The organism is Streptomyces sp. MS191, assembly GCF_008042125.1.
In the GTDB taxonomy this organism is placed as follows: Bacteria; Actinomycetota; Actinomycetes; order Streptomycetales; family Streptomycetaceae; genus Streptomyces.
This window is the reverse complement of the sequence record NZ_RDBI01000070.1, coordinates 19,804-31,612: the sequence shown is the minus strand read 5'-3', so window position 1 is coordinate 31,612 and position 11,809 is coordinate 19,804. Positions and strand designations below refer to the sequence as shown.

Sequence of the window (11,809 nt, the reverse complement as noted above, 5' to 3'; positions counted from 1 at the left end):
CGCCCGTGCCGTTCATCGCCTGCGCGATCTCGACGGCGTCGCCGCCCGCCCTCACCCGACAGGACTCGATCACCGTGGCTACCTTCCTCTCCGCACTGGGCCGCTTCGCCTTCCGAAGGCGGGGTCTGGTCGTCCTGCTGTGGCTCCTGACCCTGGTCGGTGTGGGCTTCGCGGCCTCCGCCGCCCCGCCGCCTCCCGCCGACACGTTCTCCATGCCGGGCACGGAGTCGCAGAAGGCGTTCGACCTCCTCCAGGAGAGGTTCCCCGCGGCCCGCGCGGACGGCGCCGCCGCCCGCGTCGTCATCCGCGCCCCCGGTTCCGAGAAGATCACCTCGCCCCGCCGCACCGCGCAGGTCGAGGCGCTCGTCGCCGGCCTGTCCAAGGCACCTCAAGTGGTCGCCGTCGCCGACCCGTTCAAGGTGAACGCCGTCAGCGGCGACCGTACGACCGCCTACGCCTACGTCACGTACGGGGCGCGGGCCACCGAGCTCACCGACGCGGCGCACGAGGGGCTGACCGCGGCGATGGACCGGGCCCGGGCCGCGGGTCTGGTCGTCGAGGCGGGCGGCGACGCCGTCGAGATCGCGCAGGCGATGAACGGCACGGGCGAGAAGCTCGGCATCCTCGTCTCCGCCGTCGTCCTGCTGCTCACCTTCGGCTCCCTGGTCGCCGCCGGGATGCCCCTGCTGACCGCCATGCTCGGTGTCGGTATCGGCATCAGCGCCGTCACCGCGCTCGGCAGCACCCTCGGACTGTCGTCCACGACCTCGACACTCGCCATGATGATCGGCCTCGCCGTCGGCATCGACTACGCCCTCTTCATCGTCTCCCGCTACCGCTCCGAGGTCGCCGAAGGGCGGCAACGGGTGGACGCGGCCTCCCGCGCGGTCGGCACCGCTGGTTCGGCCGTCGTCTTCGCCGGGCTCACCGTGATCATCGCCCTGGCCGGCCTCGCGGTGGTGAACGTCCCGATGCTCACCACGATGGGCCTCACCGCGGCCGGTACCGTCGCCGTGGCCGTACTCGTCGCGATCACCTTCGTACCCGCGCTCCTCGGGTTCGCCCCCGTCAAGGTCCTCGCCCGTGGGGACCGCGGGCAGCACACCGGCAAGCCGCTGTCGAAGCGCCGGCAGCGCCGGGCGGCCGGGCGCGCGGCCCGTACGAAACCCCATCTGGGCGCACGCTGGGCCGGGCTCGTGCTGCGCCGTCCCGTCGCCGTCCTGCTGACCGGCGTGCTCGGCCTCGGTGCCCTCGCCGTCCCCGCCGCGAGCCTCGAACTGGGCCTGCCCGGCGAGGGCACGATGGCCCCGGACACCACCCAGCGCAAGGCGTACGACCTGCTGTCGGACTCCTTCGGGCCCGGCTTCAACGGGCCGCTGACCATCACCGTCGAGGCGAAGGACGCGAAGACGGCGGCGGAGCGGGTGCGTACGGCACTCCGGAACGTCCCGGGAGTCGCGACCGTCTCTCCGGTCACGGTCAACCGGTCCGCGGACACCGCCGTCGTCACCCTCGTCCCCGCCTTCGGTCCGACGGACGCCAGGACCGAGGACCTGGTGCGCTCCCTGCGTGACGGGGCGGACGGGCTCGAGAGGCGGACCGGCGCGTCCACGATCATGGTCGCGGGTCAGACGGCGATGTTCATCGACTTCTCCCGGACCCTGGACGACGCGCTGCTCCCCTACCTCGGGCTGGTCGTCGGCCTCGCGTTCCTCCTGCTGATGCTGGTCTTCCGCTCCGTGCTCGTCCCGCTCAAGGCGGCCCTGGGCTTCCTGCTGTCGGTGGGTGCGGCCCTCGGCGCCGTCGTCGCGGTCTTCCAGTGGGGCTGGCTCGCCGACCTCATCGGCGTCGACCACCCCGGCCCGGTCATGAGCACCCTGCCGATCTTCATGATCGGCGTGGTCTTCGGTCTCGCGATGGACTACGAGGTCTTCCTGGTCTCCCGGATGCGCGAGGCGTACGCCCACGGCGCGCGCCCCGGCGAGGCGGTCGTCACCGGATTCCGGTACGGCGGCCGGGTCGTCAGCGCCGCCGCGATCATCATGGCCGCCGTCTTCTCCGGCTTCGTCATGGAGGACAACGACTTCGTCAAGATGATCGGCTTCGGCCTCGCCGCGGCCGTCCTCTTCGACGCCTTCGTCGTCCGGATGGCCATCGTGCCCGCGCTCTTCGCCCTGCTCGGCAAGTCCGCCTGGTGGTTGCCCGGTTGGCTCGACCGGATCCTGCCGGACATCGACGTCGAGGGCGAGCGCCTCCCGGAGCCCCGGGACTCCTCGGCGGGACGCCCGTCGCGGGAGCGGCACCTCGTGCGCTGACCCGCCCGCGCGTCCTCCCGGCACACCGGCCCGGCGGCCTCCCCCGCCGGGCCTCGCCCGTGCGCGTACGCGGCACCGGAGCCCCCGGCGTCCGTCGCCCCCCGCCCGGCGCGAAGGTCTCTCGAGGAATTCCGGCCGGACGTGAATCCTTTCCGGTCCCTCCCGCCTCCTGTATGCGTACCGGCCGCACGGGCCGGTCGAACCAGGAGGGAAACTCATGATGGTCACCGGCCTCGTCGTGCTCGGAGTCCTGCTCGTGGGCGCGTGCGTGTGGCACCTGGCGCGGCGCTACCGGAGCCGGCAGTGACCGGCGTCCGCGCACGGCACGTACTCCGGAACGAGCAGGGAATGAACGGACGACGACATCTCGCCTGGCCGGACGAACGGCTGGTCAAGGCCGCCCAGGACGGCGACCTCAGCTCGCTCACCACGGTCGTGCTGGAATCGCAGCCCCACGTGCGCAGGTTCGCGCTGTCGCTGTGCGCCTCGCCGCAGGACGCCGAGGACGCGGCGCAGGAGGCGCTGATCATCCTCTACCGGAAGATCGGCACCCTGCGGGCCTCGGGCGCGCTCGCCTCGTGGATGTTCCGGATCGTGCGGAACGAGTGCCTCAGGCAGGTACGGCTGCTCGTCCCGCGACGCGTCGACCGGGCACCGGCGGAAGAGGAGGCGCCCGCCGAACCGTCCGCCGAGGAGGCGGTGCTGCACCGTCAGGAGGTGGCGCGGATCGCGTCCGCGGTCGGCGCCCTCCCCCGTGACCAGCGGCAGGTCCTGGTCATGCGGGACATCCAGGGCCTGCCCGGTAGAACCGTCGCCCGCGCGCTCGGCCTGAGCGACGCCGCGATGAAGTCCCGGCTGCACCGGGCGCGCGCGGCGCTGCGTCACTCGCTGGAGTCCGTCGACCGTCCCGAAGGAGATGACACACGACCGTGAACACCGTGAACCGCGTGAACACCGTGAAGCCCGCGGAGGGGGTGAAGCCTCGCCCGACGCCACCGTCCGCCGCGTCCGGACCGGACTACGCCAGCAGGTCGGTCCCGCGCCATCTGGCGCGCGGCGCCGTCGGCTTCGGGCTGATCATCGGCTCGATCGCCCTGGTCCCCGTGGCCGGCCCGGCCACCCTGCTCGCGGCCCCGCTGGCCCTGATCGCCTTCCGGGGCTGCCCCACCTGCTGGATGGTGGGGCTGGCCCAGACCGTCTCCCGCGGCCGCCTGGAGCGCCGGTGCCAGGACGGCGTCTGCACGCTCACCACGGCCCGCCCGGCGGCCGGGACCAGGGAGGGACCAAGGGACGGTTCCGGATGAGCGGCCGCGGGGGGGTCGGGACCGCCGGTCGTCCGCGGGGACGGAGACGTCGTGCGGGCGGGCGGGTCCCGTCGCGGTCGGCCGGGCATCCGGCGGACAAGTACGACGCACGTCCATCATGACAGGTCAGAGGCGTTTTTCGTAGGACGGAACGCACAGTTCGCGAGCCTTGTCCGGTCCGTGTCCCGACTCCCAGAATCTCCTTCGTGAATCACCCGGAGAACAGGGGGAACATGGGGAAGATCGATCACGACGCGGTGCTGCGGGCACGGGTGCTGCTGCTGGGTTCCGGCCGGCTGCGCCTGCTCGAAGAGGTCCACGCGTACCGGGTTCTGGCGGAGGTGAGCCCGAAGGCGTATCTGCCGAAGCTCGTCGACGCGGTCCTCTTGATGAGCTACCGCAGCCGGGACCCGGAGGTGGATCTGACGCTGACCGCCGAAGCGGTCGAAGCCGCGCGGAGGATCGAGGCCGGGGCGCCGGCCCGGGCAGAGCGGCTCGGCAGGGCCCTGAACGCCTACCAGAGGGCCCTGTTCGCTCTCGGACGCCGAGCCGAGGGGCACGCGGCCTGCGAGGAGATGGCCGAGGCAGGACAGAGCGGACGGCTGGCGGAGGTCCTGGCCGAGGAAGGGCGGTTCCGGGAGGCCGCGGAGCTCAACGAGAAGGCGGTCCGGAACGGCGGACCGGAGCACTCCTTCTGGAAGATGGTCGAGTGGGCGGCGAACCTGGAGGGCGCCGGCCTGCACGACGCGGCAGCGGGCGTCTTCGGCGAACTCCTCGACCGGACCAGGCGCGAGGCCGCCGGACAGCGCACGGCACTGGCCGTCCTCACCTGGGAGCTGGTGCACTTCTCCCGGATGCGCGAGGCCGCCGGGCACGGGGCGGACGCCGCTGCCGCCCGGCGGGAGGCCCTGACCGTCCTGGAGGAGCTGGCGACGACGGGCGAGCCGAGGGAATGGAGCTGCATCCTCGGGTGGTGGGTCACCCTGTTCGTCCTGTCGGGGCGGGCCGGCGAGCCGGCCGCGAGCGCCGAGTCCCCGATGCCGCCGTTCGGCACCGACCTCGGACGGGTGAGCGCCACGCGGGTCTCCTTCCTGGGCACCCAGCCGGGGCTCGAGGCGGAGGCGGAGGCACTGCGCGGGGCCGGCCGACTGCCCGAACTGGTGGACGTCCAGCGCAGGATCAGCGTCCGCGCGGCCATCCGCGACGGCAACCACCCCTATCGGTTCGAGGAGCGGTTCACGCCGTGCTTCGACGAAGGCGTGGCACTCGCCCGCCGCCTGCCCGACGACCCCGCACGCCTCGCGCGGGCGTTGACTGACCGGGCGATGTTCCTCGTCGCCGCCCGCACCTTCGAGCCCGCGTACGCCGACTTCGCCGAGGCCGTCGCCCTCGTCGACGCCCGGTAGGCGCGGCGCCCGGGACCGGATCGAGCCGCTCAGGCCGGCCGATCCGGTCCGCGGTGGGCCGACGTCCCTCGAGATGCGACGCCCCCGGACAGGACCGTTTCATCGGCGTCCGGTGCCCATCGGTGCGGTGTACCCCGGTTCTGCGGCAGTCGGCCGTCACCCACCCGGGGAAAGGTGGTTCTCCAGTGCCCGAGGTAGCGGGTAGGCGCGCTCGGTGGGGAACAGTCGCTGGGCTCTTGCGGCATGCCCGGTCTGTATCAGGGACGCGGCCTTGCGGACCTGCGGGGTGAGGTCGGTGAGACTCACCACCCAGTCGTCGGTGAACGTGCGAATCAGATGGCGGCCGATGCCGACCTGGATGCTGTAGTGGTTGAGTGCCGCCCCGCGCGGCGAGCGCTCCGGGTCCCACTGGACATGCACGGCCGCTTCGGCGACCGCCGCTGGGTCTGCGGTCGTGAGCACGGCCCGGGACAGGGCTTCCTCCCATCCCTCGCGTGTCATCCGCACCGCGAGAACGCGCTCCTGACCGGGTTTGCGGGCCCAGTTGCTGCGGTGCATCAGCCACATGAACGACGGCTTGATCCACGTCATCCTGTGGAAGGAGAACGGCGTGACGAAGCGGCCCGCCCGCAGTGCCGAGTCGGCGATGGCAGGCGCGTACGCCTGGTAGACCACGATCGTGCGAGCGTCGTAGTCGGCACGGATTTGATAGGGAGGTGCCATGCGCGGCACCCTGCCATCCGTCCGATGCGTCTCGCGAGCCGTTTTCTCGCACCGGCAGCGCAGTCGGTTGCGAAAGTGCCGGTCACCGTCGCTCGTTGATCCCGGCATCCGCGGCGGGTCGGCGGACGGCGCCGGGGATCACGGGACAGCCCTGCGGGTCAACACGCCCTAGTGCTCGCAGAGGGAGAATTCCCGTTCGTAGAGCTGCTCGTTGTGTTCGTCGACGAAGAACTTGCGTTCCTGCATGAGTTGTTCGCGGTAGGTCTCGGCCTGTTCGAGCGTCATGGTCGAGGTGTCCGACCACGGTTGCTGCGGTGGCACGTCGGAGGTCGAGACGATCCTCTCCGACGGGTCCACCAGGAAGAACGCGAGGATCTTGCGGTGTCCCGGGTGGGTGGGGTCCTTGAGGCGGAACGAGCCGACGCGGTGTTGCAGGACGTTCGGGAACGCGAGGCAGCGACCCGCCGGCGTCGACACCGATCCCAGCATCTGGTTCAGCGCGTCCTCGTCCTCCAGGCCGTAGACCTCACGCAGACCGTTGTCGTCGTTCTGCTCGTAGTTCGGGTCGTCGAGTGCCGCCCGGAAACCCAGCCGGCTCTCGGTGATGTTCTCGCTGTCCCAGTAGTAGATGCCGGTCGAGACGATGCGCTCGTTCAGCATCCCCTCGACATGCCAGGAGCCGCCTGCGTACTCGGGCTTGTCCGGCGTCAGATGAACGGTGGCCAGCTTGACGATGACCTGGAGACGGCGGCCTCGCAGGTCGACTCGGGCGGATGCGTCGGGCGACTCGGGCGGGGTGAAGGCCGGGGCGTCCGGGACGACCGGGCGGCGGTTCTCCCACCAGTCGTCCTGGGCCGCTTCCCACGCACGGACGGCTTCTGCGTGGGCCTCGGCGTCACCGAAGGAGGACTTCTCCGGGTACTCCGGCTCCGAGTCGTACCACCCGTAGGGATCGGCCTCGATCCGCAGGGGCCGCGGATGGCGCAGATCGGTGAGCACGTTCTCCAGCAGCGGGCGCATGCGCGCGAACAAGTCCGGCAGGACCGAGGCCAGTTCGTGGTGAGTCTCGGGGTGGACGTTGTTGACGTACGAACGGAAGGCGACATCGCCCTCGTCACTGACGTCGACGTCCGTGGGCAGCCACTGGAACCTCTCCGAGAACTCGTGCTTCGAGTAGCGGTCCGTCGGGTTCCGCCAAGCCTGCTCGGGCGCGCCGCTCACCTCCCTCACCAGGCAGAAAAGTGAGGGATGAACCAGGTCCAGTACCTGGCCGTCGGATCCGGGATGCCAGTCCTTCTCCGCTTCGGGGACCTCTTCCAGAACCCGAACCGCCTCGCGCAGCCGGGATCCGAGCTTGTCGTCGATCAGAGTGTCCGACTGCCACACGCCGTCGACGGCGGACACCTCGACACCGGTTCGCCCGTCACGCAACGCGGCGTAGTGCACGAGTTCGGCGAGCACGTACCGGACCTGCGCCTCGGTGAGGCCCTGGGCGACCGCTTCCCGCGTCCACCTGGCGACGATGTCGGCGTCGTTCATCTTGTCGAACCACCCCGGCTTCGCCCGGATGTGCGCGCTGCACTCCGTCATCTGAAGTTCCCGCAACGTTCGGGGTGTCGCGAAGGCCAGGGAACGCGAAGCGTGGAAGGGCAGCGGGAAGGCAGGCAGGCCGGTCAAGTCTCGTGATCCCTACAGTCGGTCGGTGTGCGATGGCGGGAAGGATAGTTCAGCGGACCGACATCGCCGCCGTGGTCCCCGTCCGCCGGTGCGGGTACCCGTGCCGGCCCGCCGGCGACCGCCCGCCCGGACCGGAGCGCGGACGGGCGGTCAGCCGCGCAGCCGTACGGCGAGCGTGGCGAGCCAGGCGCCAGGGGTGAAAGGCACCGGGGGCTCGACCTCCGCGCCGAGCGTCACCAGCGCCAGGGCCAGGCCGTCCTCGTCGAGGCCGAGGGCGAGGAGGTCGTGCAGCTCCCCCGTCAGCTGGGCGACGAGACCCGTGTCGGTGCCCGCCAGGTAGTCGTCGAGCGCGGCCTCGTGGTCGCCGAACTCGTCCGGCATGTCCTGCGAGAACCAGCCGCCGAGCAGTTGCGCCAGTTCGGGGAAGCGGGCCCGCCACTCCCACGGCGTCGCGGGCGCGGCAGGCGGTGGCGCCTGGCCGTTCGCCAGGCTCTCGTCGAGCCGGTCGGCCAGGCCCGTGAGCCAGCCCCGGATGTTCTCGGGCGGCAGCCCCAGGTCGGGCAGCCGGTAGTACTCGCCGAGCCGCAAGCGCAGCCGCCCCGGCGGATTGTCGGCGTAGACGCGCAGCTGCTCGGCCGCGACGGCGATGGCCCAGGGCCGGGTGCGCCAGGTCTGCCGCAGATAGCCGGCCACCGCCTCGGGGGCGTGCGGGCCAAGTCCCAGGTGAGCGCGGACGACCTGGTCGAGCTCGCCGTACTTGCGGTCGTGCTCGGCGGGGTTCAGGGACACGGAGGCCTCTACAGGTCGACGGGCAGGGAGGAGTGCACGGTGAAGGGGTGGGCGCCGGGCTCGCCGGATCCGCTCCGGCGGAGCACGACCCGGGCGGCGCGCACCGGGATCGGCTCCTGGCCGGCCAGCGCCATCCCGGTGGTGAGCAGCGTGCCCACCGGATCGGGGCGCGAGGGCCAGGCGGCCTCGAGCACGAGCCGCTGCCGGGTGGACTGGGCGAGCCAGCGGTGGACGACCTGCTCGTTCTGCGAGATCACCTGCTGGGTGGCCCACTGGGCGGTCGCCCGGTCCGGGAAGCTCGCGGCGCGGTCGGCGCGGGCGAGGGCGGGTGTTCCGGAGGGAGCGGGAGGAGTCGTCATGTCAGGCCCCGCCCCAACCGCGCAGGGTGGCCCGCTGGGCGGCGGAGTAGTTGGCGTGCCCGGTCGTGACGACGGCGTGCAGCCACTTCTGCGCGGCCTGCAGGTCCTCCATCTGCCGGTCCCAGCGGTCGAGTTCGTCCACGAATGCCTCGCGGGCCTCGCCCTGCCAGGCCAGGACGACCGGCACCGTGCGGTCGTACAGCGCGCTCAGGCGCTCGTTGAGCGTCCTCAGTATGTCCTCGAGGTCGCCGGCTATCTCGCGCAGCGCGACCAGGTCGACGGTGATCGAGCCGTCGTCGTTCACGATTCCCCCTGCTTACGGATGTTCGGATGCGCGTTCAGATGTCGATGATCCTGCTGGTCGGCGCCGCTCCGCCGCCGGGGCCCGTGCCCCCCGGTCCCTCGCCGGACAGTTCGCGCACCTCGGCGTCGATGTCGACCTTCTTCATCTCGGCCCGGAACTGCCGCAGGGTGTCCAGCTCCTGGCGCGTGAAGCCGTCCCGGCTCATCCGCACCGCCTGCGCCAGGACTTCCAGGATCTCGCGGACCCTCACGGCGTCCGCGCCCGCCTCCCGGTGCAGCTTCCGGTACGCCGTCGCCGCCTCGCTGCGCCATCGCGCCTCGGCCCGGTCGACGATCGCGTCCATCCGGCGCACCTGGCCGTCGATGTGCGTCCGCATGGCGTCCAGGTCGTCGGCGAGACGCTTCAGGTCCTCTTCCGTCACGGCGAGGTTCGGCTCGATGGGCATGGCGGCGGCTCCTTCCGGGGGCGATGGGGTGGCGGGTCAGTGCTGCTCGGCGAAGTGGGCGTGGACGGCGTCGAGGAGCAGCCGCAGCCGTGCGCTCGTCACCGACGGCATGACAGGCGCGAAGGCCTCGTCGAGTTCTGCGGGCGAACGGAACATGTACAGGATGCGCTGGAGCTGGCCGGCGAGATCGGCGATTCTGCCGTGGCAGTCGGGGTGGTCCATGGCGACCAGTTCACGTGCTTCCGCCTCCGGGTCTCTGTCGTACTCACCGGTGGGCAGCTGTGAAGCGAACTCGTTGACGACGTCGAAGCGGGCGAGTGCCTCCCACTGCGAGAGCGGCAGTTCGTCGTAGTCCGGGCAGTCGCCGAACCAGGGGTCGCGGACGAGCTCCGCCAGGGAGCGCAGGAAGGCGTCGGCGGGTTCGTCGCCGGCCGCCCGGGCGAGCCGGTCACGGAATGCGGCCGGTCTGGTGCTGAACCGCTCCGTGCCGTACTCGTCCGCCAGTCCCTCGACGAGCGAGGCCACCGCGTCGAAGGGCATGACCCAGGCGATCGTGTGCGAGTCCTGCATCAACCGGGAGAAACGCTGGAGCTCGTCCTCCAACGGGGCGGCTCCGGGGTTCCGCGAGGCAACGGCGAGGTCGACGAGGCGGGCCAGCACCCCGCTGGTGAGGACGGCGTCAATCGGTTCGGTCACCTGACGCATGCTAAGGGGCCTTCGGATAGGCGGTCAGCACGTAGAAGGACTTCGACTCGGGCGAGTAGGCGAGGACCACGTGCACCGTGTGCACGTTCTTGGCCTGGGCCGAATAGCCTGACGCGGCGAAGTCCGCCTGGCTCACGGAGGTCCCGACGGCCACCTGCTGCCCGTTCGCGTCCGTGACCGGGAAGTCCCACGCCTTGACGGATCCGGGCTTGAAGGTGCCGTCCGCGACCTTCCGCTCCTGGTTGCGCATCCAGGTTTCCAGCTCGTTCCTCTTCGCCGGGTCGTTCACCGCGGCCTGCACGTACTGATCGGCGGACGGAAGGTCGCGGAACGTCGACGCGTCGGCGCCTCCCTGGTCACGGAGCCGGTGCATCAGCTGCTCCGGGGTGAGTCCGATGTGCTTGTCGATCGTGTGGGCCTCCTTGCCCGGCCTCAGCGCCTCGGGGGGCGGGGGCTGGAAGTCGTTGCGCTCCCACTCCATCGAGGCGAGGTCGATGCCGAACCTGTTGTTCGGGTCCCGCGACTGCTCGTTGAGCGGGACGACGGACCGGTCGAACTCGAAGAGCGAGCGCGCTCCGAACGCCTCCGCCCTCGCCGACTGCGACTGGAAGGTCGGCACCGCCCGCGAGGCTTCCCGCAGCGGTTCGAGCAGGCCCTTCACCTTCTCCGTCTGGGCCCGCAGCGCGGTCTCGTAGGTGTCGACGGCCCGGTTGACGGCGTCCGTGTCGATGCTGGCGAGCACCGCGGCGCCCAGGCCCTTCCACAGCTTCTTGAGGCGCTCGAAGAAGTTCCCGATGAAGTCCTTGAGGTCGGTCACCTCGAGAAGCGCCAGGGCGTCCTTGATGGCCTTGTACAGGATCTCGCGCAGCTCGGTGCGGACCTTCTCCGCGGCCTCCGCGTACGAGCGGATGGCCTGGGCCAGGATCTGGGCCGTGGTGCTGAGGACACCGAAGGCCGGAAGGCTCGTGCCCGCGCCGGTCGGCGGCTTGTGCCCCCACTCGTAGCCGGCCGTGTTCTTGCCCCAGGCCGTCGTGCCCCACACCGACGACACGAACTGCAGCATCGCCCCGTGCCAGTCCCCGTTGGCATGGTCCGTGATGGCGTCGATGGTGCCGGTGAGCTGTCCCTGGATGATGCCGAGGCCCGTCTGGTACGGCAGCCATGCCTGCGAGAGCTCGTTGACCTTGAGGTAGTTCGGGAGCGGCAGGATCTCCAGCGCGCGGCCGGTGCGCAGCGCTTCCTCGATCACGGTGCGCATCAGGGAGCCGGGGATGTCGCCGTCGTCGAAGACGTCGGCGAACTCGTCGACGGCGTTGCCGTCACGGACGCCGAACGGCGGCGGGGCCGTGTACGCCGGCGGCGCCGAGATGACCTGCGGCGGCGGCTGCGGTGCGAAGGGCGGATTGAGCGGGTGGGTGGCCGCGTCCGCCTGCCGGAAGTTGTCGGCCGTGGTGGTGAAGCCGACCGCCGCGCCGCCGATGGCGACCACGGCCTTTCCGTGCGCCTCCATGAGCAGGGCGACGACCGCGGCGTACTGGGTGGCGAACTCGGCCGTGACGGTGCCGGATCCGCCGACCTTGGAGTAGCCGGCGTGGATGTCGAGGAACTGGACGAGCGCCTTGTGGAACGACTGCTGCTCGACGGCGAGGGCCGTCGCCACCTGGTACAGGTGGAGCGGCTGGACGTCGAAGCCGCCGGGGCCCGTCCACGGGTTGGTCACCGCGGGCGTGGTCGCCATCGGCGGCGCGGCGGTCGGCTTCACCACCACGGGCGACAACTTCC

Annotated in this window: 12 protein-coding genes; 4 read left to right on the top strand and 8 right to left on the bottom strand. The window is 71.3% G+C overall.

The window, feature by feature from the left end:
• Positions 1–74: 74 nt before the first annotated feature.
• The 4 genes from EAO71_RS32990 (at position 75) to EAO71_RS32975 (ending at position 5,025) form a co-directional block, all read left to right on the top strand.
• On the top strand, positions 75–2,315 hold the full coding sequence (locus EAO71_RS32990; protein WP_147981503.1) for an MMPL family transporter: 2,241 nt from the start codon (positions 75–77) through the stop codon (positions 2,313–2,315).
• Positions 2,316–2,663: 348 nt separating this feature from the next.
• Positions 2,664–3,248: an RNA polymerase sigma factor gene (locus tag EAO71_RS32985; protein ID WP_147981502.1), complete on the top strand. Its 585-nt coding sequence runs from the start codon at positions 2,664–2,666 to the stop codon at positions 3,246–3,248.
• The gene (locus tag EAO71_RS32980) at positions 3,245–3,619 is read left to right on the top strand and encodes a hypothetical protein (RefSeq protein ID WP_147981501.1); all 375 of its coding nucleotides are present in this window, start codon (positions 3,245–3,247) and stop codon (positions 3,617–3,619) included. The genes EAO71_RS32985 and EAO71_RS32980 overlap by 4 nt, the downstream gene beginning before the upstream one ends.
• Before the next feature lie 233 nt (positions 3,620–3,852).
• Positions 3,853–5,025, top strand: coding sequence for a hypothetical protein (locus EAO71_RS32975; RefSeq protein ID WP_147981500.1), 1,173 nt, complete (start codon positions 3,853–3,855; stop codon positions 5,023–5,025).
• 156 nt (positions 5,026–5,181) lie between these two features.
• Here the strand turns inward: EAO71_RS32975 and EAO71_RS32970 are convergent, their stop codons facing one another.
• The 8 genes from EAO71_RS32970 to EAO71_RS32935 form a co-directional block, all read right to left on the bottom strand.
• Complete coding sequence (locus EAO71_RS32970) at positions 5,182–5,748, bottom strand: DUF4291 domain-containing protein (RefSeq protein ID WP_147981499.1); 567 nt, start codon at positions 5,746–5,748, stop codon at positions 5,182–5,184.
• Positions 5,749–5,916: 168 nt separating this feature from the next.
• A complete protein-coding gene (locus EAO71_RS32965) occupies positions 5,917–7,425 on the bottom strand; it encodes a DUF4246 domain-containing protein (RefSeq protein WP_147981498.1) in 1,509 nt (502 codons plus the stop codon).
• A gap of 150 nt (positions 7,426–7,575) precedes the next feature.
• On the bottom strand, positions 7,576–8,214 hold the full coding sequence (locus EAO71_RS32960; RefSeq protein ID WP_147981497.1) for a contact-dependent growth inhibition system immunity protein: 639 nt from the start codon (positions 8,212–8,214) through the stop codon (positions 7,576–7,578).
• Between the two features lie 8 nt (positions 8,215–8,222).
• Positions 8,223–8,573, bottom strand: coding sequence for an RNase A-like domain-containing protein (locus EAO71_RS32955; protein WP_147981496.1), 351 nt, complete (start codon positions 8,571–8,573; stop codon positions 8,223–8,225).
• Position 8,574: 1 nt separating this feature from the next.
• Positions 8,575–8,877, bottom strand: a complete 303-nt coding sequence (locus tag EAO71_RS32950; protein ID WP_147981495.1) for a WXG100 family type VII secretion target — start codon at positions 8,875–8,877, stop codon at positions 8,575–8,577.
• Between the two features lie 34 nt (positions 8,878–8,911).
• Positions 8,912–9,322, bottom strand: a complete 411-nt coding sequence (locus EAO71_RS32945) for a WXG100 family type VII secretion target (protein ID WP_147981494.1) — start codon at positions 9,320–9,322, stop codon at positions 8,912–8,914.
• 36 nt (positions 9,323–9,358) lie between these two features.
• A complete protein-coding gene (locus EAO71_RS32940; RefSeq protein WP_147981493.1) occupies positions 9,359–10,018 on the bottom strand; it encodes a hypothetical protein in 660 nt (219 codons plus the stop codon).
• A 10-nt stretch (positions 10,019–10,028) separates the two neighbouring features.
• Positions 10,029–11,809: RNase A-like domain-containing protein (locus EAO71_RS32935; protein ID WP_222723609.1), on the bottom strand; the 1,781-nt coding region annotated here is incomplete at its 5' end.

Excerpts from the sequence above, each read along its gene's own strand:
- EAO71_RS32985 (WP_147981502.1), top strand. The coding sequence starts at position 2,664 with ATGAACGGACGACGACATCTCGCCTGGCCGGACGAACGGCTGGTCAAG.
- EAO71_RS32975 (WP_147981500.1), top strand. The coding sequence starts at position 3,853 with ATGGGGAAGATCGATCACGACGCGGTGCTGCGGGCACGGGTGCTGCTG.
- EAO71_RS32970 (WP_147981499.1), bottom strand. The coding sequence starts at position 5,748 with ATGGCACCTCCCTATCAAATCCGTGCCGACTACGACGCTCGCACGATC.
- EAO71_RS32955 (WP_147981496.1), bottom strand. The coding sequence starts at position 8,573 with ATGACGACTCCTCCCGCTCCCTCCGGAACACCCGCCCTCGCCCGCGCC.
- EAO71_RS32945 (WP_147981494.1), bottom strand. The coding sequence starts at position 9,322 with ATGCCCATCGAGCCGAACCTCGCCGTGACGGAAGAGGACCTGAAGCGT.